Source organism: Streptomyces sp. NPDC051913 (genome assembly GCF_044593635.1).
Classification (GTDB): Bacteria; Actinomycetota; Actinomycetes; order Streptomycetales; family Streptomycetaceae; genus Streptomyces.
In genome coordinates, this window is sequence record NZ_JBIUCI010000004.1 from 223,484 (window position 1) to 245,888 (window position 22,405).

At 72.4% G+C, this 22,405-nt stretch carries 24 protein-coding genes; 12 read left to right on the forward strand and 12 right to left on the reverse strand.

The window, feature by feature from the left end; genetic code table 11:
• Positions 1 to 12: 12 nt before the first annotated feature.
• Positions 13 to 1,101 (reverse strand): alpha/beta hydrolase-fold protein, encoded by a 1,089-nt coding sequence (locus ACIHIX_RS13625; RefSeq protein WP_399954309.1) that lies wholly within the window; start codon positions 1,099 to 1,101, stop codon positions 13 to 15.
• 93 nt (positions 1,102 to 1,194) lie between these two features.
• On the opposite strand from ACIHIX_RS13625, the gene ACIHIX_RS13630 reads away from it, so the two are divergent.
• Positions 1,195 to 1,413, forward strand: a complete 219-nt coding sequence (locus tag ACIHIX_RS13630; protein WP_399954312.1) for an MbtH family protein — start codon at positions 1,195 to 1,197, stop codon at positions 1,411 to 1,413.
• Here ACIHIX_RS13630 and ACIHIX_RS13635 read toward each other — a convergent pair.
• Together ACIHIX_RS13635 and ACIHIX_RS13640 are read right to left on the reverse strand one after the other, a co-directional pair.
• The gene (locus tag ACIHIX_RS13635; RefSeq protein WP_399954315.1) at positions 1,388 to 3,205 is read right to left on the reverse strand and encodes a glycoside hydrolase family 15 protein; all 1,818 of its coding nucleotides are present in this window, start codon (positions 3,203 to 3,205) and stop codon (positions 1,388 to 1,390) included. The genes ACIHIX_RS13630 and ACIHIX_RS13635 overlap by 26 nt on opposite strands.
• Before the next feature lie 57 nt (positions 3,206 to 3,262).
• The gene (locus ACIHIX_RS13640; protein WP_399954318.1) at positions 3,263 to 4,042 is read right to left on the reverse strand and encodes a DeoR/GlpR family DNA-binding transcription regulator; all 780 of its coding nucleotides are present in this window, start codon (positions 4,040 to 4,042) and stop codon (positions 3,263 to 3,265) included.
• Positions 4,043 to 4,178: 136 nt separating this feature from the next.
• Here ACIHIX_RS13640 and ACIHIX_RS13645 point away from each other — a divergent pair, with 136 nt between their 5' ends.
• Positions 4,179 to 5,063 carry an SIS domain-containing protein gene (locus ACIHIX_RS13645; RefSeq protein ID WP_399955585.1) on the forward strand — a complete coding sequence of 295 codons (885 nt, stop codon included), beginning with the start codon at positions 4,179 to 4,181 and terminating at the stop codon, positions 5,061 to 5,063.
• Positions 5,064 to 5,071: 8 nt separating this feature from the next.
• Entirely contained in the window at positions 5,072 to 5,950 is an 879-nt protein-coding gene (locus ACIHIX_RS13650; RefSeq protein WP_399954321.1) for a ketose-bisphosphate aldolase, read from the forward strand.
• Here ACIHIX_RS13650 and ACIHIX_RS13655 read toward each other — a convergent pair.
• Entirely contained in the window at positions 5,940 to 7,079 is a 1,140-nt protein-coding gene (locus ACIHIX_RS13655; RefSeq protein WP_399954324.1) for a methyltransferase, read from the reverse strand. The genes ACIHIX_RS13650 and ACIHIX_RS13655 overlap by 11 nt on opposite strands.
• Before the next feature lie 55 nt (positions 7,080 to 7,134).
• On the opposite strand from ACIHIX_RS13655, the gene ACIHIX_RS13660 reads away from it, so the two are divergent.
• Together ACIHIX_RS13660 and ACIHIX_RS13665 are read left to right on the forward strand one after the other, a co-directional pair.
• The gene (locus ACIHIX_RS13660; protein ID WP_399954327.1) at positions 7,135 to 7,776 is read left to right on the forward strand and encodes an alpha-ketoglutarate-dependent dioxygenase AlkB family protein; all 642 of its coding nucleotides are present in this window, start codon (positions 7,135 to 7,137) and stop codon (positions 7,774 to 7,776) included.
• A 75-nt stretch (positions 7,777 to 7,851) separates the two neighbouring features.
• On the forward strand, positions 7,852 to 9,096 hold the full coding sequence (locus ACIHIX_RS13665; RefSeq protein ID WP_399954330.1) for an ROK family protein: 1,245 nt from the start codon (positions 7,852 to 7,854) through the stop codon (positions 9,094 to 9,096).
• Here ACIHIX_RS13665 and ACIHIX_RS13670 read toward each other — a convergent pair.
• On the reverse strand, positions 9,082 to 9,921 hold the full coding sequence (locus ACIHIX_RS13670) for a helix-turn-helix transcriptional regulator (protein WP_399954333.1): 840 nt from the start codon (positions 9,919 to 9,921) through the stop codon (positions 9,082 to 9,084). The two genes, ACIHIX_RS13665 and ACIHIX_RS13670, sit on opposite strands and share 15 nt — an antisense overlap.
• Before the next feature lie 101 nt (positions 9,922 to 10,022).
• Between ACIHIX_RS13670 and ACIHIX_RS13675 the strand changes: the two genes are divergently transcribed.
• Positions 10,023 to 10,730, forward strand: coding sequence for an SDR family NAD(P)-dependent oxidoreductase (locus ACIHIX_RS13675; protein WP_399954336.1), 708 nt, complete (start codon positions 10,023 to 10,025; stop codon positions 10,728 to 10,730).
• 40 nt (positions 10,731 to 10,770) lie between these two features.
• The gene (locus ACIHIX_RS13680) at positions 10,771 to 11,220 is read left to right on the forward strand and encodes an RpiB/LacA/LacB family sugar-phosphate isomerase (RefSeq protein ID WP_399954339.1); all 450 of its coding nucleotides are present in this window, start codon (positions 10,771 to 10,773) and stop codon (positions 11,218 to 11,220) included.
• A 3-nt stretch (positions 11,221 to 11,223) separates the two neighbouring features.
• Here the strand turns inward: ACIHIX_RS13680 and ilvY are convergent, their stop codons facing one another.
• On the reverse strand, positions 11,224 to 12,075 hold the full coding sequence (gene ilvY / locus ACIHIX_RS13685) for an HTH-type transcriptional activator IlvY (protein ID WP_399954341.1): 852 nt from the start codon (positions 12,073 to 12,075) through the stop codon (positions 11,224 to 11,226).
• 88 nt (positions 12,076 to 12,163) lie between these two features.
• On the opposite strand from ilvY, the gene ACIHIX_RS13690 reads away from it, so the two are divergent.
• Positions 12,164 to 13,645: a ketol-acid reductoisomerase gene (locus ACIHIX_RS13690; RefSeq protein ID WP_399954344.1), complete on the forward strand. Its 1,482-nt coding sequence runs from the start codon at positions 12,164 to 12,166 to the stop codon at positions 13,643 to 13,645.
• Here the strand turns inward: ACIHIX_RS13690 and ACIHIX_RS13695 are convergent, their stop codons facing one another.
• The 4 genes from ACIHIX_RS13695 to ACIHIX_RS13710 are packed head-to-tail and all read right to left on the reverse strand — an operon-like array spanning position 13,646 to position 15,974.
• Positions 13,646 to 13,834 carry a DUF1272 domain-containing protein gene (locus tag ACIHIX_RS13695; protein ID WP_399954347.1) on the reverse strand — a complete coding sequence of 63 codons (189 nt, stop codon included), beginning with the start codon at positions 13,832 to 13,834 and terminating at the stop codon, positions 13,646 to 13,648.
• A gap of 58 nt (positions 13,835 to 13,892) precedes the next feature.
• Positions 13,893 to 14,804: a phosphotriesterase gene (locus tag ACIHIX_RS13700; RefSeq protein WP_399954350.1), complete on the reverse strand. Its 912-nt coding sequence runs from the start codon at positions 14,802 to 14,804 to the stop codon at positions 13,893 to 13,895.
• Positions 14,801 to 15,385, reverse strand: coding sequence for a DUF4865 family protein (locus tag ACIHIX_RS13705; RefSeq protein WP_399954353.1), 585 nt, complete (start codon positions 15,383 to 15,385; stop codon positions 14,801 to 14,803). The genes ACIHIX_RS13700 and ACIHIX_RS13705 overlap by 4 nt, the downstream gene beginning before the upstream one ends.
• 16 nt (positions 15,386 to 15,401) lie before the next feature.
• A complete protein-coding gene (locus tag ACIHIX_RS13710) occupies positions 15,402 to 15,974 on the reverse strand; it encodes a TetR/AcrR family transcriptional regulator (protein ID WP_399954356.1) in 573 nt (190 codons plus the stop codon).
• A gap of 174 nt (positions 15,975 to 16,148) precedes the next feature.
• On the opposite strand from ACIHIX_RS13710, the gene ACIHIX_RS13715 reads away from it, so the two are divergent.
• The 3 genes from ACIHIX_RS13715 to ACIHIX_RS13725 are packed head-to-tail and all read left to right on the forward strand — an operon-like array spanning position 16,149 to position 19,761.
• On the forward strand, positions 16,149 to 16,430 hold the full coding sequence (locus tag ACIHIX_RS13715; protein WP_387779452.1) for an SHOCT domain-containing protein: 282 nt from the start codon (positions 16,149 to 16,151) through the stop codon (positions 16,428 to 16,430).
• Positions 16,427 to 17,203 (forward strand): ABC transporter ATP-binding protein, encoded by a 777-nt coding sequence (locus tag ACIHIX_RS13720; protein ID WP_399954360.1) that lies wholly within the window; start codon positions 16,427 to 16,429, stop codon positions 17,201 to 17,203. The genes ACIHIX_RS13715 and ACIHIX_RS13720 overlap by 4 nt, the downstream gene beginning before the upstream one ends.
• Positions 17,200 to 19,761, forward strand: coding sequence for an ABC transporter permease (locus ACIHIX_RS13725; protein WP_399954363.1), 2,562 nt, complete (start codon positions 17,200 to 17,202; stop codon positions 19,759 to 19,761). The genes ACIHIX_RS13720 and ACIHIX_RS13725 overlap by 4 nt, the downstream gene beginning before the upstream one ends.
• 99 nt (positions 19,762 to 19,860) lie before the next feature.
• On the opposite strand, the gene ACIHIX_RS13730 is transcribed toward ACIHIX_RS13725, so the two are convergent.
• Together ACIHIX_RS13730 and ACIHIX_RS13735 are read right to left on the reverse strand one after the other, a co-directional pair.
• Positions 19,861 to 20,403 (reverse strand): ATP-binding protein, encoded by a 543-nt coding sequence (locus ACIHIX_RS13730; protein ID WP_399954366.1) that lies wholly within the window; start codon positions 20,401 to 20,403, stop codon positions 19,861 to 19,863.
• Between the two features lie 188 nt (positions 20,404 to 20,591).
• Positions 20,592 to 20,915 carry a hypothetical protein gene (locus ACIHIX_RS13735; protein ID WP_399954368.1) on the reverse strand — a complete coding sequence of 108 codons (324 nt, stop codon included), beginning with the start codon at positions 20,913 to 20,915 and terminating at the stop codon, positions 20,592 to 20,594.
• Between the two features lie 348 nt (positions 20,916 to 21,263).
• On the opposite strand from ACIHIX_RS13735, the gene ACIHIX_RS13740 reads away from it, so the two are divergent.
• Positions 21,264 to 22,397: a PLP-dependent cysteine synthase family protein gene (locus tag ACIHIX_RS13740; protein ID WP_399954370.1), complete on the forward strand. Its 1,134-nt coding sequence runs from the start codon at positions 21,264 to 21,266 to the stop codon at positions 22,395 to 22,397.
• Positions 22,398 to 22,405 lie beyond the last annotated feature (8 nt).

Below are 22,405 nucleotides of genomic sequence, written 5' to 3' on the forward strand. Positions count from 1 at the left end.
TGAACCGGCACGTCAGCTCAACACCCACGCCACATCCCTGAGCAGCGCGTGCCGCCACCCCGCCCGGTCGTGCTCCGACGCCGACCGCGACACCTGTACGGCCGCACCGCACCGCTCCGCCAGCGCCTCGACCCGCCCGCAGTGCGGCAGCATCGGCGTCTCGTGTTCCCCCACGTCGAAGGCGACCCGCAGCCCGGACAGGTCGGGCAGCCCGCGCAGACGTTCGGCGACGGCGCCACCCACCGGACCCCCGAACGGATCCGCCGCCCCCATCGCCCCCGGCATCCACCAGAACGACCCCGACTGACAGGCGACACGCGACACCAGCTCGGGGAACTCCAGCGCCGCGTACAGCGCGCTCAGCCCGCCGAGGCTCTGCCCGGCGACCACCAGTCGCTCCGGGTCGCCCGGCACGCCCGACTCCGCGACGAGCGGCAGCAGTTCGTCCCGCACCGCTCGCCACACCTCGGGCCGGCACGCGTACTCGGTCCGCCGGTCCTTGGCCGGAAGGAAGACCAGGGTGACGGGCGGTACGTCACCGGAGGCGACCGCCGCGTCGAAGGCGGCCATGGCCGGATGCAGATACAGCCAGTCGTCCCCGTCCAGGAGCAGCACCAACGGCCCGCCTCCGCCCACCGGATGAACGCGTACGGTGCGCCGCCCGCCGAGCCGCTCGGAGGCCCAGCGGAGCCGGGTGCGGGGGAGCGGCAGCACGTCGTCGGCGCCGACCAGGGGCCAGTGCGGCTGCGGCGGGGCGTCCGGCGTGGCGGCGATGGACCGGTCGCCGCCCACCCCGGCCGGGTTGAACGGATCGGCGTACGCCTGGCCGTCGGCGAGGAACTGGTAGGTGACGCGCAGCCGTCGGGGCATCCGTACCTGGGCGTACCAGCAGTCGGTCTCGCCCCACCGGCGCAGGGGCACGTCCTCGGACCAGCTCTCGAAGCCGATGCTCGCCTCGGGCCCACGCCACAGGAACAGGGTCACCCAGCCGCCGTCACCGGAGGGCACCGAGACGGGCCCGGCCGCGGCAGCCCAGAAGTCGTCGGAACCGGGGTCGCCGGACAGCCCGAACTCCTCGAATCCAAAGCCGTTCTCGGCCATGAACGACTCCTTGTGGGAGGGAAGACGAAAAGCTAGGCTCGATCCAATTAGGCGAGCCTAACCTAATGTTGACGTCCGTAGGAGGTACTCGACATGAGCACCAACCCCTTCGACGACGCCGAAGGCCGTTTCCTGGTCCTGGTGAACGACGAGGGCCAGCACTCGCTGTGGCCCGCCTTCGCCGGGGTCCCCGGCGGGTGGACGGTCGCGTTCGAGGAGAACACCCGGGACGCCTGCCTGGCCTACGTCGAGACCAACTGGACGGACCTGCGCCCCAGGTCGCTGTTCAGCCCAGCGCCCGGTCCAAGTTGAACGCCGCGCTGATCAGCGCGAGATGGGTGAACGCCTGCGGGAAGTTGCCCTGTTGCTCACCGGTGTGGCTGATCTCCTCGGCGTACAGGCCGAGATGGTTGGCGTACGTCAGCATCTTCTCGAAGGCGAGCCGGGCCTCGTCGACCCGACCCGCGTGCACCATGGCCTCGACGTACCAGAACGAGCAGATCGAGAACGTGCCCTCGTCGCCGCGCAGCCCGTCCGGGCTGGCCAGCGGGTCGTAGCGGTAGACCAGCGAGTCGGAGACCAGTTCCTGCGTCAACGCGTCCAGGGTGGAGAGCCACTTGGGGTCGGTCGGCGCGATGAACTTCGACAGCGGCATCATCAGCACGGCCGCGTCCAGCACATCGCCGTCCTCGTGCTGCACGAACGCCTGGCGCGCCTCGGACCAGCCCCGGCTCATGATCCGCCGGTAGATGGTGTCCCGGCACTCCCGCCAGCGGGGCAGATCGGCGGGCAGGCCACGGCGGTTGGCCATGCGGATCGCCCGCTCGATCGCCACCCAGCACATCAGGCGCGAGTACAGGAAGTTCTTCCGGCCGCCGCGGGTCTCCCAGATGCCCTCGTCGGGCTGGTCCCAGTGCGCGCACACCCAGTCCACCAGCGCGCACACGTCGTCCCACTGGGCGCTGGAGACGGGCTTGGCCCACTTGTCGTAGAGGTAGATGGAGTCGATCAGGGCGCCGTAGATGTCGAGTTGGAGCTGATCGGAGGCAGCGTTGCCGACCCGGACCGGCGCGGAGCCCTGGTGCCCTTCCAGGTGGGGGAGTTCGGACTCGGGGAGATCGGTGCGGCCGTCGATGCCGTACATGATCTGGAGCGGCCCGGACGGCTTGCCGTCGCCCGGACTGACGTGCTTGGTCACGAAGTTCATGAACGCCTCGGCCTCCTCGGTGAAGCCGAGGCGCAGCAGCGCGTAGACACAGAAGGCGGCGTCGCGCACCCACACGTACCGGTAGTCCCAGTTGCGTTCGCCGCCGAGCTGCTCGGGCAGGCTCGTGGTCGGCGCGGCGACGATGGCACCGGTGGGCGCGTAGGTGAGCAGCTTGAGGGTGAGGGCCGAGCGGTGCACCATCTCCCGCCAGCGGCCCCGGTACTTGGAGTGCGACAGCCAGCGCCGCCAGTACGCCACCGTCGTCGCGAACTGCTCCTCCGCCTCGGTCCTGGCGCACCGGCGCGGCGACACCTCCCCGCCGACCTGGTCCAGCGCGAACACCGCCGACTCGCCCTCGGCGAGCTTGAAGTCGGCGCGCGCGTCCAGGCCGTCCGTCTCCAGCGGCACGGTCGCGGTCAGGCCCAGCGACAGCTTCTCGGACTCGAAGAGCGCGACGTCGCCGACCATCCGCAGCCGGTGCGGGCGGCGGCCGTAGTCGAAGCGCGGGGCGACCCGGGTCCGGAACGGGATGGAGCCGCGTACGCACACCACCCGCCGGATCAGCCGGTGCCGCTCGACCTCGGCCGCCTCCCCGTCGACCGGCATGAAGTCCTGGACCTCGCCGACGCCGTCCTCGGTGAAGAACCGGGTGATCAGGACGTTGGTGTCGGGGAAGTAGAACTGCTTGGTCCGGGCCGGCACCGACGCCGCGAGCTCGAAGGCGCCGCCCCGCTCCGCGTCCAGGATCGCCGCGAAGACGCTGGGCGCGTCGAAGGACGGGCAGCAGTACCAGTCGATGGTGCCGTCCGTGCCCACCAGGGCCACGCTGCGCAGATCCCCGATCAGCCCGTGCTCGGCGATCGGCAGATACGGCGCAGACGTCGGTGTTCCGCTCATCGCAGCCTCCCTGCCCCCAGCGTAGGTCGATCCGGGCGGCCCGGTGCGGGAACCGCGTCAGACCGCGACCACCCGGACCCCCGCCTCCTCGAAGCGCCGCACCATGTCCGCGCCCACGGCCGTGTCGGTGACCAGCGTGTCCACCGCCTCCGCCGCGCAGATCCGGGCGAACGCCCGCTGCCCCAGCTTGCTGGAGTCGGCCGCCACGACCACCCGCTCGGCCCGCTCGCACAGCAGCCGGTTGATCGCCGCCTCCGCCTCGTCGGCCGCGGCGGCCCCGTGCGTGACGTCGAAGGCGACCACGCCGAGCACCGCCACATCGAGGGTGATCTGGCTCAGCACCCCGTCGGCGAGCGGCCCGATGAGCTCGTACGACTGCGCCCGCGCGACCCCACCGGTCACCACGATCTTGAACTGGGGGCGGACGGCCAGCTCGTTGGCGATGTTGAGTGCGTTGGTGACGACCGTCAGCGCGGGCGAACCGGACGCGAGATCACTGCGCACGGCCAGGGCGCGGGCCACCTCCGTGGTGGTCGTGCCGCCGGTCAGCCCCACCGCCTCGCCGGGGGCGAGCAGATCCGCGACGGCCTTGGCGATGCGCTGCTTCTCGGAGGCGCGCCGGGCGGTCTTGTAGCGCAGCGGCAGCTCGTAGGACACCCCGTGCACGACCGCGCCGCCCCGCGTGCGCACGAGCATCTGCTGCTCGGCCAGCTGGTCGAAGTCGCGCCGGATCGTCGCCGCCGAGACCTCCAGCTCGGCGGCGGCCTCCTCGACCTCCAGCCGGCCGCGCTCGACGAGCAGTTCCAGCAGCGACTTCCAGCGGGCGTCGCGGGACATCCGCACCCTCCCATCCTCGATCACCCGGCGACCCTAGCGCACCCCGCATCCGTCCAGATGCTTGATTCTGCTCGAAACATCGCTATATCTTGCACGAACAATCATCAACGGGGAGGGGTGACGCATGACGCACGGCATGACTCATGTCGAGAGCGAGCTGACGAGCCAGCCCGAGTGCTGGACCCGCGTGGCGGCCGAGGCGGGCGGACACGGCGGGGCGCTGCCGGCGCCGGGGGAACGGGTCGCGATCGTGGGGTGCGGCACGTCGTACTTCATGGGCCAGTCCGTGGCCGCGCTCCGCGAAGGGGCGGGTCAGGGCGAGACCGACGCCTTCGCCGCGTCGGAGTTCCCGAGGGGACGCTCGTACGACCGCGTCGTCGCCCTCACCCGGTCCGGCACCACCACCGAAGTCCTCGACCTGCTGGGGCAGTTGAAGGGGCGCATACCCACCACGGCGATCACCGCCGATCCGCGCACGCCCGTCATGGAGGCCGCCGACGACGTCGTCGTCCTCGACTACGCGGACGAACGGTCCGTCGTGCAGACCCGGTTCGCGACGACCGCGCTGACCCTGCTCCGCGCCCACCTCGGACTGCGCACGGACACGGCCGTCGCCGACGCTCGCACCGCGCTCACCGAACCGCTGCCCGACGGCCTCGTCGCCTGCACGCAGTTCACCTTCCTCGGCCGCGGCTGGACCGTGGGCCTCGCCAACGAGGCCGGGCTGAAGATGCGCGAGGCCTCCCTGTCCTGGACCGAGGCGTACCCGGCGATGGAGTACCGGCACGGCCCCATCAGCGTCAGCACGCACTCCACCGCGACCTGGATGCTCGGCGAGGCCCCCGAGGGCCTGGCCGAACAGGTCCGCGGCACCGGCGCGCTCTGGGTCGACGGCGGCCTCGACCCGCTCGCCGAACTCGTCCGTGCCCAGCGCCTCGCCGTCGCCGTCGCGGCGGCCCGGGGCCTCGACCCGGACCAGCCGCGCCACCTCACCCGCTCCGTCGTCCTCACCGATTCGTAGGAGCGGTCGTGCCTCTCGTCACCACCTGCGAACTGGTCGCCACCGCCGTCGCCGCGCGCTCCGCCGTCGCCGCCTTCAACGTCGTCACCCTCGAACACGTCGAGGCGGTGATCGCCGGCGCCGAGTCGGCGGACACCCCCGTCGTCCTCCAAGTCAGCGAGAACGCCGTCAAGTTCCGGCTGGGGCGGCTGCAACCCCTCGCCCGTGCCACCGTGGCCGCCGCCGAACGCGCCGCCGTACCCGTCGCGTTGCACCTCGACCACGTCCATAGCGACGCCCTGCTGCGACAGGCGGCGGACGCCGGGTTCAGCTCCGTGATGTACGACGCCGCCCGGCTGCCCTACGCCGAGAACCTCGCCGCCACCCGCGCGGCGGCCGACTGGGCCCATGCCCAAGGCCTGTGGATCGAGGCCGAGTTGGGGCAGGTCGGTGGCAAGAACGGTGAGCCGCCGCTGGACGCCCACGACCCCGGCGCCCGCACCGACCCCGCCGAGGCCCGCGCCTTCGTGGCGGACTCCGGCGTGGACGCCCTGGCCGTCGCCGTCGGCAGCGCGCACGCCATGACCACCCGCACCGCCACCCTCGACCACGACCTCCTCAAACGTCTGGCCGCCGCCCTCGACACACCCCTCGTCCTGCACGGCTCGTCCGGCGTGCCCGACGACGAACTCGCCGCGGCCGTCACCGGCGGCATCGCCAAGGTCAACGTCGGCACCGCCCTCAACGTCGCCCTGACCGGCGCCGTACGGGAGTTCCTCACCGCCCACCCCGAGGCCGTCGACTCACGCAAGTACCTGGCCGTGGGACGGGACGCGATGGCGCGGGAGGTGACCCGGATCATCCGCGTGGTGAGCGGCGGACACCGGCCGCCCGCGCCTACCGCTTGACGGCCTTCAGCACCACGAACTTCGGGTCGCTCGCGACAAGCCGGCTGTTGCCGAACAACCGCCGCAGCGTCACGTGGTACCCCAGATGACGGTTCCCCACCACCCACAGCTCCCCGCCCGGCCGCAACGCGCGCCGGGCGTCGGCGAACATACGCTGCGCGGTCGCGTCGGTCGTCGCCTGATGGGAATGGAACGGCGGGTTGTTGAGGACTAGGTCCACACTGCCCTCCGGCACTCCGGTCAGCCCGTCGCCGACCCGGAACTCGGCGTGCCCCGGCACACCGTTCGCCTTGTACGTCGCCTCGGCCGAGGCCACCGCCTGGAACGACTCGTCGACGAACAGCACCTCGGCCCCGGGGTCGGCCAGCGCCACCGCCGTCCCCACGACCCCGTTGCCGCACCCCAGGTCGACCACGCGCGCCGCCCCCCGCGTGTCCGGCAGATGTGTGAGGAAGAACCGCGTGCCGATGTCGAGGCGGTCGGCGCAGAAGACCCCCGCGTGGTTGACGACGGTCCGCCCCGAGACCGGCCCGATGTCCTCGGGCAGCGCATACCGGTACGGCCAAGGGGTGGCGACGACCTTGCCGGGCGCCTGCGGGGTGCTGAAGATCAGCCGCGCCTTCTTCTCGGCGAGCGAGGTGCGGGTCGGCCCGATGATCCGTTCGAAGAGCCGGAGCGTGGAGGTGTGGATCTCCTTCACCATGCCGGTGCCGACGACGACCGTGCCCTCGTGTACCCCGGGCGCCAGGCGCAGCAGCTGGTCCTCCAGCAGGGCCAGGCTCTTCGGCACCCGGACCAGCAGCACGTCGATCCGTCCCGGCGGCGGGTCCTGCGTGGTCAGCAGCCGCACCGTGCCGGTCCCGACAGCGTTGCGGGCGAGATTGGCCCGGGTCGCCTCCTGGCTCAGATACGAGTCCGTGATCTGCGTCGGCCCGTGCACCGCCAGCGCCGTGACCAGCGCACCCCAGCGGTCGCCCAGCACCACCACGGTGCCGGACAGGTCGACCCCCTGGAGATGCCGCAGCAGATACTCGTCCGAGGCGTCCCAGGCACGCAGCCGGTCACGCGGGTCCTCGGGGAAACGGGCCAGCGCGAGCTCGCCCCAGGGCGTCGTCATACGGTCGTTCATGGTGGGTCCAGGCTAGCGGAGCCGCAGCTCACGGCCGCTTGGCAGGATGGTGTCCATGGAGGCCGAGCTGTTTCCCAGGGATCGCGCAGAGGTGGCGCCGGGCGCGGTGCACATGCCGGACTGGCTGGGCGCCGGGCGGCAGCGCGAGCTGCTGGAGGCCTGCCGGGACTGGGCCCGTCCGCCCGCCGGGCTGCGGACGGTGCGCACACCCGGGGGCGGCACGATGACCGCACGGCAGGTGTGTCTGGGCCGGCACTGGTACCCGTACGGCTATGCCCGCACGGTCGTGGACGGCGACGGTTCCCCGGTGAAGCCGTTCCCGGCGTGGCTGGGGGAGCTGGGCGCGCGTGCGGTGCGGGAGGCACTCGGGGTGTCACCCCCGTCGTACGACATCGCACTGATCAACTTCTACGACGGTGACGCCCGCATGGGCATGCACCGCGACAGCGACGAGAAGTCGGACGCGCCGGTCGTGTCCTTCAGCCTCGGCGACAGCTGTCTGTTCCGCTTCGGCAACCCCGACACCCGGACCCGGCCCTACACGGACGTGGAACTGCGCAGCGGGGACCTTTTCGTGTTCGGGGGGCCCTCGCGGCTCGCGTACCACGGTGTGCCCAAGGTGTACCCGGGCACGGCGCCGCCGGAGTTGGGGCTGACCGGGCGGCTGAACATCACGCTCAGGGTCAGTGGGCTGTAGGGGGCCTGTACGCGTGGGCGTCAGGCACCGCGCCCGTAGGAGACCGGCACTGCGGATCATGGGAGACTCGCCCTCATGAGCGGCAACGCGGACCCCCGGCCGGCGGGGGAAGGGACCACCTCAAGGACGCGGTTGGACCGGGGGCGCGGTGCGCTCGGGCCCGCACTGGAACTCGTGCACACCGGCCGCGCCCCGACCCGGGCCGTGCTCACCGCCGAACTCGGCGTGACGCGCGCCACCGCCGGAGCGGTCGCCGCCGAGCTGGAGGCGCTCGGGCTGATCAGGGTCGACGCCCGGCCCGGCGCCGCCGCGGGCTCCCAGGGCCGGCCCTCGCACCGGCTCGCGGTCGCCGAGGACGGCCCCGTCGTCCTCGCCGCCCAGGTGCACGCCGACGGATTCCGGGCGGCACTGGTCGGTCTCGGCGGCCGGATCGCCGCCACCGCGCCCGCCCGCGAGACCGTCGACGCCGACCCGGCGAAGATCATCGGCTCGGTCGTCGAGGCCGGCGCCGAACTGCTGCGCACCACCGGCCTGCGCTGCGTCGGCGCCGGTCTCGCCGTGCCCTCCGCGGTCGCCGAACCCGACGGCACCGCGCTGAACCCGCTCCACCTGGCCTGGCCCGTCGGCGCCCCCGTCCGGCGGATCTTCGCGGAGTGCGTGCGTGCGGCCGGCATCACCGGACCGGCGTTCGCGGGCAACGACGTCAACCTCGCCGCCCTCGCCGAGCACCGGCACGGCGCGGGCCGCGGCGCCCGCGACCTGCTCTGCGTGGCCACCGGGCACCGGGGCGTCGGTGGCGCGCTCGTCCTCGACGGCCGTCTGCACACGGGCAGTTCTGGCCTGGCGTTGGAGGTCGGCCACCTCACCGTCAACCCCGAGGGCCGCCCCTGCCACTGCGGCAGCCGCGGCTGCCTCGACGTCGAGGCCGACCCGCTGGCCCTCCTCACGGCCGCGGGTCGCGAGCCCGGCCCGGTGGTGTCGCTGCTCCAGCAGGCCAACGAACTGATCCGCGACCACTACGACGACCCGGCCGTCCGCACCGCCGCCGAAACCCTCGTCGACCGCCTCGGCCTGGGCCTCGCGGGACTGGTGAACATCCTCAACCCCGACCGGATCATCCTCGGCGGCCTGCACCGCACGCTGCTCGCCGCCGACCCCGACCGGCTGCGCGCCGTCGTCGCCGACCGCAGCCTGTGGGGCCAGAGCGGCGGCGTCCCGATCCTCGCGTGCACGCTGGACCACAACAGCCTGGTCGGAGCGGCCGAGTTGGCATGGCAGCCGGTACTGGACGACCCGCTGCGGGCCCTACCCCACGAGTGACTGCGTACCGAGGACAGCGAGCAGCGCCAGCTTCTCGGCCTCCTCGGTACCGGGCTCCGCCGAATACACCAGGATGTGCAGGTCGTTGCCCTCCACCCGGAGCAGATCGCAGTCCAGTGTCAGCAGCCCCACGTGGGGGTGCTCGATCGTCTTGCGTGAACTCTCCAGCCGGCCCACGACCCCTGCGTCCCACAGCTCGGCGAACCGCTCGCTGCCCACCCGCAACTCCGCGACCAGCCGCCGCAGTTGCCGGTCGGCGGGATAGCGGCCGACCGTGGCCCGCAGCTCCGCCACCATGCCCGCCTCGAACGCGCTCCGCTCCTCGGGAGTGTGCCGCACCCGGGTCGGCGCACCGAGGAAGTTGCGCCACACCCCGTTGCGCTCGAAGCCCCGCAGGCCCGACGCATCACCCATCAGCGCCGCGTACATCGGATTGGCGACCAGCAGTGTCATCGCCGCGTCGGACACCCCGACCGGCGTGTCCACCAGCCGGTCCAGCAGCCGCTGCACGCTCGGCGTGAGATACCCGGGCACCGTCTCCGGCCCCGGCGGCACCAGCCCCGCCAGCCGGAAGAGATACGCCCGCTCGTCCCCCGACAGCCTGAGCGCCCGCGCCAACGCCTCCACGACCTGCCCCGACGGATTGGCCGCCCGGCCCTGTTCGAGCCGGGTCACGTAGTCGACCGAGATCCCGGCCAGCAGCGCCAGCTCCTCGCGCCGCAGCCCCGCCGCACGCCGCTGCCCCCCTACGGGCAGCCCCGCGGTCTGCGGCGCGACCCGGTCCCGCCAGCGGCGCAGCGCCTGACCCAGATCCGTCGTCGTCATGCCTCCAGTCAACCGCGTCGGCCGGGCGGGTGCCTGGTACTGCCAGTCCCAGGAAGAAGAGTCGTCTGGCTGTCCGCCCGGCTCGGCGGGAGGTTGGAGCCATGACCACCACACTGATCACCGGAGCGAACAAGGGACTGGGCTTCGAGACCGCCCGCCGGCTCGTCGCAGCAGGTCACACCGTCTACGTCGGCGCCCGCGACGAGGAGCGCGGACGCCGTGCCGCCGAGCGGCTGGGCGCCCGGTTCGTCCGCGTCGACGTCACCGACGAAGCGTCCGTCGACGCGGCCGCCAGGACCGTCGAGGCCGAGGGCGGTCTCGACGTCCTGATCAACAACGCGGGCATCGAGGTGCGGGGCGCGGACAACAGCATCCCCGGCGCCGCCGACACCACCGCCGACGCGATGCGGACGGTGTTCGAGACGAACGTGTTCGGTGTCGTCCGCGTCCTGCACGCCTTCCTGCCCCTGCTCCAGAAGTCCGCCGCGCCCGTCGTCGTGAACGTCAGCAGCGGCCTCGCCTCCCTGACCCGGCTGTCCGACCCGGACTCCCCGGCGCACTTCTACCCGGCCGTCGCCTACCCGTCGTCCAAGACCACGGTCAACATGATCACCGTGCAGTACGCGAAGGCGTTCCCGGCGATGCGCGTCAACGCCGTCGAGCCCGGCTTCACCCGGACCGACCTCAACGGCCGCACCGGCACCCAGACGGTCGGGGAGGGCGCCGAGATCATCGTCCGCATGGCGCAGACGCCCCCGGACGGGCCGACCGGCGGCTACTTCGACGTCAACGGCCCGATTCCCTGGTAGGCGGCACCCCGGCCGACGGCCGGCGCGTAGGCTCGCGGGCATGCGGATCTCCGTCTCCTCCGACATGGACGAACCCGTCGCCCGCGCCCTCGTCGCCGAGCTGCGCACCCGCGGTCACCAGGTGACCGCCCACGGGGCCCTCGAACCCGGCGCGGACCCCCAGTGGGCCGTCTGCTCGGAGGCGGCGGCCCGGGACGTCGCCACCGGGTCGGCCGAGCAGGCGGTCGTGTGCTGCTGGACCGGTACGGGCGCCTCCATCGCCGCGAACAAGGTCCCCGGCGTCCGGGCCGCCCTGTGCACCGACGCCTACACCGCGGACGGCGCCCGCCGCTGGAACGACGCCAACGTCCTCGCCCTCAGCCTGCGCCTGACCTCCGAGCCCCTGATGAAGGAGATCCTCGACGCCTGGTTCGCCGCCGAGGCCGGCGAGGACGCGGAGGACCGGCAGAACGTGGAGCGCGTCGGGCGGCTGGACACCGAGGGCCGGTGACCTTCAGGGAGCCGTGAGACTCCACAGCGCGGCCACCAACGGCCTGCGCAGGTCGGCCCGGCGGACGCACAACCCGATCGGGAACGGCTCCGGCGGCGGATCCGCCGGGACCACCGCCAAGCGGTCGCGCACCGCACTGTGCTCCAGCACCAGCCGTGGCACCACCCCCGTACCGCAGCCGAGGGCGACCAGCGTCAACAGCCCTTCGTGGCCGTCCGGTTCACAGACCACCTCGGGCGTGGCGCCGCGGGCGCGGAACCAGCGGTCGGCGGCGTCCCGCACGAGACCACGGTGGGGGAGGACGAAAGGGCCTTCCAGGCCGGGGTCGGGGCGGTCCCGGGCCGTGACCGGGACCAGCTCGGTCACCGCGACGGTCCGCCCCACCAACGCCTCCGGCAGCCGCGCCGGGATGCCCGCCACCGCCACGTCGACCTCGCCCTCGTCCAGCCGGGCCAGCGCCGCCGCCGCGTCGCCGGTCCGCAGATCGAGGCGGACCTGGGGGTGGGCGGCGCGGAACGGGGCCAACAGGTCGGGCAGCAGCGCCTGGCAGGCGGTCACCGTGGCGAACAGGGCGAGCCGACCGGTGAGTTCGGCCGGATCGGGATGCTCCTCGCGGTAGGAACGCCACAACTCCCATGCCTGGACGGCGTATTCACGGAACCGATGTCCCTCGGCCGTCAGCGACACCCCGCGCGGCCCCCGGTCGAACAGCCGGTGCCCCAGGTCCGCCTCCAGCCGCTGCACGGTCCGCGTCAGCGTCGCCGGACTGACATGGCAGTCGAGGCTGGTCCGCCCGAAGTTCAACGACTGCGCCAGGTGCAGAAAAAGACGCAGCTCCCGATGATCGTCCCGCACCCGCCCACCTGCTCTTTTCATTTTCCGCAACAGTGCGCTGCGCAAGTTGCGCTTGCCGCAACGCTCGCGGCGAGCCTACAACTCACCCATGACCTCGACCACGTACACCTCCACCCCTGCCTCCCGTGTCTTCGCCCTGGAGACGATGGACGTGCCCGGCGGCACGGAGACCATCCTGCGCGGCGGCCGGCACCTCTTCCCGCTGCTGCCGCGGGCGTTCGCCGGGGTGCGCCGCATCGGCGTCCTCGGCTGGGGTCCGCAGGGCCGCGCCCAGGCCCTCAACCTGCGCGACTCCCTCGCCGGCGCCGACATCACGGTGGCCGTCGGACTGCGTCCCGGATCGGCCTCGGCCGCCGACGCCCGCGCCCACGGCTTCACCGAGGAGGACGGCACCCTCGGCGACTGGCTCGCCGTCGCCGCCGACAGCGACCTGGTGATCCTGCTGATCGCGGACGCGGCCCTGGCCGCCCACCACACCGAGATCTTCGCCGCCCTGAAGCAGGGCGCCGCCATCGGCCTCTCGCACGGCTTCCTGCTCGGCCACCTCCGCGAGAACGGCGGCGACTTCCCGCCCGGGCACCCGGTGATCGCCGTCTGCCCCAAGGGCATGGGTGACTCCGTGCGCCGGCTGTACCAGCAGGGCGCGGAGATCAACGGCGCCGGGATCAACAGCAGTTACGCCGTCCACGCCGACCCGGACGGCCGGGCCACCGACCTCGCGCTCGGCTGGTCGGTCGCGCTCGGCTCGCCGTACACCTTCCGCACCACCCTCGACAGCGAGTACCGCTCGGACATCGTCGGCGAGCGCGCCATCCTCCTCGGTGCCGTCCACGGCATCGTCGAGAGCCTGTGCACGCGCTACCGCCTGGCCGGGGACGACGAGGTCACGGCGTACGAACGCTCCTGCGAGAACGTGACCGGCCCGATCGCCCGCACCATCTCCCGGGCCGGCCTGAGGGCGGTCCGCGAGGGCCTCGACGGGCCCGCCCGGGACGTCTTCGACCGCGCCTACACGGCGACGTACGGCCCCGCCCGCGAGATCGTCGCGGAGATCTACGACGAGGTCGCCGACGGCACCGAACTGCGCAGCGTCATCCTCGCCGAACGACGCCTCGGCACCCGCCCGATGAGCGAGATCGGCGGCTCACCGATGTGGCGGTCCGCCGACGCGGCGCACGCCCGGCGCGGTGCTCGCGACCTCCCCGTGGACCCGTTCACGGCCGGGGTGTTCGTCGCCACGATGACGGCCCAGATCGACGAGTTCGTCGACCGCGGTCACCCCTGGTCCGAGATCGTCAACGAGTCCGTCATCGAGGCGGTCGACTCGCTGTTGCCCTACATGCACGCCCGCGACGTGGCCCACATGGTCGACAACTGCTCCCGCACGGCACGCCTCGGCGCCCGCCGCTGGGGCCCCCGCTTCCACGCCGCGTACGAGCAGATCGCCTACCCGGCCGCCGAACACCCCGCGGACACCACCCTGTTGAGGGCCTTCGACACCCACCCCGCCCACGAGGCCCTGGCCGCGGCGGCGAAACTGAGGCCCTCGGTGGACATCGCCGTCGCCTAGCTAGGCCTCCGCTCGGGCGCGGCGGGGCCTCGGGACGAGTTCGCCGCCGCAGTTCGGGCAGATGCCGTGCATGGCCTCACTGCACGCCACGCAGAAGGTGCACTCGTAGGTGCAGATGCGCGCGGCGGCATCGGTCGGCAGCTCGGCCGTCTCGCAGCGCTCGCAGCGGTCGCGCATCTCCAGCGCCATGGTCGTCTCCTCGCGGATCGTCGACGGTCGTGATCATTTCCTCGACCGTCATGATCGCTCACCGCCAGTCGACGGCGAAGGCGCGGGCCGGATTCACCGTGAGCATGCGCTGCACCACCTCCGCACCCACCGCGGCCGCCAGCCGGGGCCCCACCCGCCGCAGCAGATACGGCATCCCCGGGCCGCCGTTCACCGAGCGTGCCGCGGCCGTCGTGGTGTCGCCGCCCAGCAGGAGCCGGTCGGCGTGACCCGCCTCCGCCAGGGCCCGTACCGCGTCCGGCATCCGCCAGTCCGTGGCGTGATGGGCGCGGGACGGCCCGTCGAAGGCGAGGTGACAACCCGAGGCCGCCGCCTGGAGATGGGCCACGGAGTCGGGGGAGCGGTTGAGATGCCCGAGGATCACACGGTGCGGCGGCACGCCCAACTCGCCGCACAGCAGCTCCAGTACGTCCAGCGCGCCGGTACCCAGCTCCAGGTGCACCGCGATCGGCGCGCCCGTCGCGTGGTGCGCCTCGGCCGCCGCCGTCATCGTCCAGCGCGCGTGCGCGTCGAGGGCGTGGAAACCACCCGCGACCTTGATCAGCCCGGCCCGCACCCCCGACGTGCCGATGCCGTCGGTCAGTTCGGCGACGAAGACCTGCGCGAGGCGGGCACCGCGCAACTCCGCGAGGACGCGGTCGTCGTAGTGGACGGCCTGATGGAGCCCGGTCGCGGCGACGACGACCACCCCCGTCTCCCGCGCCAGCGGCGGCAGGTCGGCGGCCCGCCGCCCCAGACCGTACGGCGTCCACTGCACCACGGCGCCACCCCCCTGGGCGCGGAAGGCGACCAGCTCCGCGCGGGCCGCGGCCACGTCCCGCAGTTCCTGGCCCGGGAGTCGAGGACTGCCGAAGAACAGGTGGTCGTGCGCGTCGCACACCCCGAGCGCCCCGGGGTCCACATCACCGAGCACCGTACGGACCGTGCTCACCACTGCCGCCCCCGGGGCAGCAGACCCAGACCCGGCGCCGACAGATGCAGCACCTGGAAGACCTCGCCTTCGGCCTTAGGGGTGTCGTGCGCCCACAGCGAGAAGTGGACGAGCTCCCAACGGGACGTGTCGACGACGGCCGCCGCGAGCAGCGCCCCGTCCCCGTCCGCCAGCCGCTTCGCCTCGTCCACCGCGGCCACGGCGACCTCCGCCGACGCGACGCCGTCCGGCACGGGTCGACGCCGCCGCACGGCGACCCGCGCGGGCGAGCCGACGGCGCCGCCCTCCTCGTACGCCAGACCGGTCCACTGCCGCACCGACGGCCGCCCGAAGTCATCGCTCACCCCCTGGAAACCGCCGCCCCAGAGGAAGGAGTTCATGCCTTCGACGGTGTTCCAGAGGTAGAACGGCGCGTACTGGTTCACCGGGGACGCGTCCACGCCGCGCTCCCGCATCAGATAGGCCTTCAGGCCGAGACCGTCCCAGTGGTCGAGCAGATGTCCCTTGGCGGCGACCCGAGCCCGGACGACGTCCATGTCGTAGGCGGCGGGCAGGGTGAGTTCGTACTGCATGGCGTGCATGCGGAATGCCTCCCGGCTATCGAGGTGCGAGGAGCGAGAGCAGCCCTCTGACGCCCGCGTTGAACGCGGCCGGCGATCCGGACGCGCGAGCCAGCACGTAACCGCCCTGGACGGTGGCGACGACCGTCGCCGCGATGGCCTCGCCGTCCAGGGAGGGCCCGAACTGCCCCTGTTCCCTGCCCTCTTCGACGATCCCGGCGATCCGTTCCCGTAGCCAGTCGAGGGTCTCGTCGACCGGCGCGCGCAGCTCGTCGCTCGCGATGACGTCCGGATCCATGGTCAGCCCGCCGATCGGGCAGCCGCGCAGCACATCGCGCTCGCGCAGCAGATACGCCTCGATGCGCTCGTACGGCGTCCCCGGCCCGCCCAGTGCTTCCTCCGCGGTGGCCCGCATCTCCTCGGCGGTCCGCCGGATCGCGGCCAGCGCGAGATCGGGCTTGCCCTTGAAGTGGTGGTACATGCTGCCCTGTCCGGCGCCCGAGCGCTCCAGGATGGCCTTGGGGCTCGTCCCGACGTAACCGCGCTCCCACAGCAGCTCGCGGGTGGACTCGATCAGTCGCTCCGGGGTGCTCATGAGAGCACTGTACATACTAGTAGTTACAGAAGGCCAGAGGCGTCCGGGAGCGGGGGGAAGCAGTCCCGCGCGCCTCGCGTACTCCCGGGGAGGTACCCGCACTGCCGCTGGCTGTACGACGACTCGGACCCCCGGCCGAAGCCACTCTCGAGACATCACCGGAACACCTCACTAGGGAGATGACCCGAGATGCAGACCCTGGCGCACTGGGACGGCGGGCCCGGCCCGTGGATCCTTCTCTTCCCGCTGATCTGGGCCGCCGTCGTCGTCGGCGCGGTCACCGTCCTGCGCCGCACGGTGTGGCGCGGCCGTGGCGGTCCCCGCCGGTTCGCCGTCGACGACCATTCGCCCCTCACCGTGCTCGGCCACCGCTTCGCCTCCGGCGAGATCGACGAGGACGAGTACTGGCGCCGGCTCTCCGTCCTGGACGAGCAGTTCGGCCGCCGGACGGGAAAGGGCGGTGCGGCATGACCGTCTCGACCGAGGTGCGCACCGCCGCACGCGTCGTCGACGCGGTCAAGGTGTACGGCGGTGGCGACACCGCCGTACGCGCCCTCGACGGCGTCAGCCTCGCCTTCCCGGCCGGCCGCTTCACCGCGATCATGGGACCGTCCGGCTCCGGCAAGTCCACCCTCATGCACTGCGCGGCCGGTCTCGACACGCTCAGCGCGGGCGCCGCGTACATCGGCGACACCGCAGTGGGCTCCCTGGACGACCGCCGGCTCACCCTGCTGCGCCGCGACCGGGTCGGCTTCGTCTTCCAGGCGTTCAACCTGGTGCCGACGCTGACCGTCCGGGAGAACATCACGCTTCCCCTCGACCTGGCCGGCGGCACCGGCGACCAGGAGTGGATCGAGGCCCTGATCGACGTCGTCGGTCTCCGCGACCGGCTCCACCACCGCCCCTCCGAGCTCTCCGGCGGCCAGCAGCAACGTGTCGCCGTGGCAAGGGCGTTCGCCGGGCGGCCGGACGTCGTGTTCGCCGACGAGCCCACCGGCAACCTCGACTCGCGCTCCGGCGGCGAGGTCCTCGGCCTTCTCGGCCGCACGGTGCGCCACACGGCCCGCACGGTCGTCATGGTGACCCACGACCCCATGGCCGCCGCCCACGCGGACGAGGTCGTGTTCCTCGCGGACGGGCGCCTGGTGGACCGGATGACCGCACCGACCGCGGAACGGGTCCTGGACCGCATGAAGGCCTTCGACACGGGAACCGGATCCCCGGTCTCGGAGGTGCCGTCATGAACGCCGCCGTACGCCTGAGCGTGTCGTCCCTGCGTGCCCACAAGCGGCGCTTCGCCGGAACCTTCCTGGCCGTCTTCCTCGGCGTCGCCTTCCTGGCGGGCACCCTGGTCATGGGGGACACCCTGCGCGCCGGCTTCGACACGATGTTCGGGCGCGCCGCGAGCGGAACGGACGCCGTGATCCGCAGCGCCGACGCCATCACCACCCCCGGTGAGAGCCAGGGCGTCCGGCAGCCGGTCCCCGTGGACCTGCTGAACGCCGTCGAGCAGGTCCCCGGCGTGGCCGCGGTGGCCCCCAACATCCAGGGCGCCGGACAGCTCGTCGGCGCCGACGGCGACCCCATCGGTGGCAAGGGCCCGCCCACCCTCGCCGGCAACTGGATCCCCGACCCCGAACTCAACGCCTACCAACTCGCCGAGGGCCGCGCCCCGGCCCGGTCCGGCGAGGTCGTCATCGACCGGGGCACGGCCAAGCGCGGCGGCCTGCGCATCGGCGACACGACCGTCCTGCGCACGCCCGACCCCGTGAAGGTGACCGTCGTCGGCCTCGCGACCTTCGGCGGCGAGGACGGCATGGCCCAGGTGACCTTCACCGGCATGACCCAGGCGGACGCCGAGAAGTACCTGACGGCCCGCCCGGGCGAGGCGTCGACCCTCCAGGTCCGGGCCGCGCCCGGCGTCGGTCAGGAGCAGCTCGTCGAACGGCTGACCTCCGTACTCCCCAAGGGAGTCGAGGCCATCACCGGACAGGAGTCGGCCGAGGAGAACACCGAGATGATCTCCAGCCAGTTCCTGACCGTCTTCACCCTCTTCCTCCTCGTCTTCTCCGGCGTGGCCCTCCTGGTCGCCACGTTCTCCATCCACAACACCTTCGCCATCGTCGTCGCCCAACGCACCCGCGAGAACGCCCTGTTGCGTGCCCTGGGCGCGTCCCGCCGCCAGCTCACCGCGTCGACCCTGGTGGAGGCCACGGCCGTCGCGGTCACCGCGTCCTTGGCGGGCCTGGTCGGCGGGGTGGGCGTCGCCGCGGGCCTTCAGACGCTGTTCCCGGCGATCGGATTCCCCTTCCCCGAGGGCGACTTGGTGGTGAGCGGGCTGTCGATGCTGCTGCCGCTCGCCGTGGGTGTCGTGGTCTGCCTCGGCTCCGCGCTCATGCCCGCCGTACGGGCGGGCCGCACCGCCCCGATGGCGGCCCTGCGCGAAACGGCCGTCGACACCTCCGGCGCCTCCCGCACCCGGGCGGTCACCGGCCTGGGCCTGGCCGCCCTGGCCCTGGGAACGACGGTCAGCGGCGTCCTGCTCACCCCCTCGCTCTGGCTCGCGGGCACCGGTGCCGTGCTCGCCCTCGCCGCGTTCGTGGTCCTCGGCCCGACCGCCGCCACGACAGCTGTCCGTGTCCTGGGGAGCCCCCTCGACCGGCTGCGCGGAGTCACGGGCGGCCTGGCGCGCCGCAACGCCCTGCGCAGCCCCAGGCGCACGGCGGCCACGGCCGGTGCGCTGATGATCGGCGTGGCCGTCGTCTCCCTCTTCACCGTCTTCGCGGCCTCCCTCAAGGCGACGATGGACCAGACCGTCTCCCGTTCCTTCGCCGGTGACGTGGCCATCAGCACCCCCGGTTTCGGCGCGGGCGGCAGCGGCCTCAGCCCCCGCCTCGCGGGCGCCGTGGCCCGGCTGCCCGAGGTGGACACCGCGGTCGGCCTCGGCCGCGGTGTCGCCGAGGTCGACGGCAGGGGAAGGGCCTTGACCGTCACCGACCCCCTCGCCCTGCAACGCACCTTCGACCTGGGCAGGATCAACGGCACCCTGAGCGACCTGGGCACCGACGGCCTCGCCGTCACCGCGGGGGAGGCCGCGAAGCAGGGCCTCACGACCGGCGACACGACACGTCTCACCTTCACGGACGGCACGTCGAAGACCTTCACGGTCCGCGCCGTCTACGGCCGGTCCGAACTGGCGGGCGACTACGTCATCACCCGGGCCGCCTGGCAACCGCATCGCACCCAGGACGCCGACACGCTGGTGGCGGTCGCCTTCAAGGACGGCGTGAGCACCTCCGACGGCAAGGCGGCGGTGGCGAAGGTGGCCGCGCGGTACGGCGACCCGAGCGTCCAGACCCGCGACGAGTACGCCCAGTCATCGGCGGGAGGCATCGACATGATGCTCACCCTCGTCTACGCCCTGCTGGCCCTGGCGGTGCTGATCGCACTCCTCGGCATCGCCAACACCCTCACCCTCGCGATCCACGAGCGCACCCGCGAACTGGGCCTGCTGAGGGCGGTGGGCCAGACCCGCGCCCAACTCCGGGCGATGGTCCGCTGGGAGTCGGTCCTGGTGGCGGCCTTCGGCACGGTGGGCGGCCTGGCCCTGGGCGCCTTCCTGGGCTGGGTCCTGGTCAAGGCGTCCGACGGCGCGAGCGACACCGCGTTCGCCTTCGCCGTCCCCCCGGTCCAACTGACCGTGGTCGCCCTGGTGGGCCTCGCCGCGGGCGCCCTGGCCGGCTGGCGGCCGGCGAGGCGGGCGGCCCGCCTGAACGTCCTGCGGGCCATCGCCACCGACTGAGGGCGCGGCCCCGGCGTATCACCACGCATCGCAAGAGAGGCGACCCGCAAGAGAGGCACCCACAAGAAAGGCACCCACAAGAAAGGCGTCACCGCCCGGTCAGCCGACAACGGCCGACCGGGCGGGAGCATGTGCGGCCCTGCGGCCATCGACCGAGTGTTCAAGTTCAGCGAACACCCGCTCGGTCTTCTCCCCACCGGTCCGCCGAAGCGGCTGCGACGTACCGGCGCCCACGGCGCCGGGCGCGGACAGCGCGAACCAGACGACCTTGCCCTCGTCCCCCTCCGCCCGCACCCCCCAGCTCTCACTGACGGCGGCCACCATCGCCAGCCCACGTCCACACGTGGCGAGCGAGTCGTCGTCCGTGATGGTGTCCACGGCCGGCAGACGCGGGTCGTGGTCGTGCACCGAGACCGTGAGCCGGTCGAGCAGCAGCTCGATCTCCACGGTGCACATCTTGTCGGGCTGCGCATGGCGGTGGACGTTGGTCAAAAGCTCTGTCACACCGAGCGCCGCCCGGTCTATGAGCGGGTCCAGATGCCAGTAGCGCAACTGCGCCGATACGATTCTGCGGACCTGGCCGATCCGCGACGGCAGGGCCTGAAGCTCTACCGTGCAATGCCTGTTTGGGTTACTGATCACGGCTGCGACTCCCCGACTGAGAGGTCCGGAAGAACACGGAGTTCGGATCGATCCAACAGGGGCCCTGCATGAAAACGGCCGCCTGCCGTCGTGCCCGGCGGGCTGGTTCGCAGCGTTATCGCCGGTAAACCCAGAGTGACGTGTGAACAGCGTGACTCAGGGGGTGAGGTACCGCAACTCGCGGTGACTCACCTCGTGCGTCCGGCAGCCTTCCGTACCGCCTCGATGAACCGGCGTGCCGCCGGCGGTCCCGGCTCGCCCGGAGCGGGGTCGTGGTCGCCGAGGGTCAGCAGGTACCGCTTGCCGTTGAGGTCCGCGAGGGCCCTGTCGGCGGCGGCGAACCAGGGCTTGGAGGCACGCACCGCCTGCACCGGCGCGCTGTCGATCTCGCTGCCGTAGCTGGTGAGCAGTTCCAGTCTGCCGCCGCTGATCCGCACCTGACCGGCCCGGGTGAGGGAGCGCAGCCGCTTCCCGATCCGCACGCCCGTGGCCGTGAACTCCGGTTCCGCCATGCCTCCCCGCCCCCTAGTGCGCCTTCGTCGGGCCGGCTCGCGATCCTGCGTGGGTCCTGAACCGGCTGCCTGTCTGATCCAGTGTGCGCCCCCGTCGGGACCCGCGTCCCGTCCGGTGAAGTCTGCCCGCACCCGGCGTCGAGCACCAGTACGCATGACGGGCTCGGTCCGAACGTCCGGAGCACTCGTCCGAATGCGCCCCCATGCCCCCGGGAAGCACGTCCCCAAGGGGGGTCTTTGGGGTGCTCAAAGGTGTGTTTATGCAGGTGAGAAGCGTGCGGAAGGTGCATATGATCGATGCGTCGGCAGCGCGACCCGCCGTCGGCGCCACCTCTTAGGAGACCCGCTGTGAGCACTCCCCAGCAGACCCGGACGGGCGAGACCCTCGACACCCTCGACGTCGACCGCAGCGACGCCGCGTACCGCGGCTGGCTGAAAGAGGCCGTTCGCAAGGTCCAGGCCGACGCCAACCGCTCGGCCGACACGCATCTCCTGCGCTTCCCGCTGCCGGAGCGGTGGGGCATCGACCTGTACCTGAAGGACGAGTCGACCCACCCCACCGGCAGCCTCAAGCACCGACTGGCCCGCTCCCTCTTCCTCTACGGCCTGTGCAATGGCTGGATCCGGCCGGACCGCCCGGTGATCGAGGCGTCCAGTGGCTCGACGGCGGTCTCCGAGGCCTACTTCGCCGGGCTGATCGGCGTCCCCTTCATCGCCGTCATGCCGCGCACGACGAGCGCCGAGAAGATCCGACTGATCGAGTTCCACGGCGGGCAGTGCCACTTCGTGGACGACCCACGCAAGATGTACGAGGAGTCGGCCCGCCTCGCGGTCGACACCGGCGGCCACTACATGGACCAGTTCACCTACGCGGAACGGGCCACGGACTGGCGCGGCAACAACAACATCGCCGAATCCGTCTTCCGCCAGCTGGAGTTGGAGCGGTTCCCGGAGCCCGCGTGGATCGTCGCCACGGCCGGCACCGGCGGCACCTCGGCGACCATCGCCCGCTACGTCCACTACACCCAGCGGGACACCCGCATCTGTGTCGCCGACCCGGAGAACTCCTGTTTCTTCGAGGGCTGGACCACCGGCGATCCGGACGTCACCTGCGACTGCGGCTCGCGCATCGAGGGCATCGGCCGGCCGCGCATGGAACCGAGCTTCGTGCCCGGTGCCGTCGACCGGATGATGAAGGTCCCGGACGCGGCCAGCGTCGCCGCCGTCCGTGCCCTGGAACGGGCCATCGGCCGCAAGGCGGGCGGTTCGACCGGGACCGGGCTGTGGAGCGCACTGAAGATCGTCGCCGAGATGGTGGCGGAAGGACGGCAGGGGAGCGTCGTGACGCTGCTGTGCGACCCGGGCGACCGCTATCTCGACAAGTACTACTCGGACACGTGGCTGGCCGAACAGGGCCTGGACATCACGCCGTACAGCACGGCGATCAACTCACTGCTGGAGACGGGCGTCTGGCCCTGCTGAGAACCACC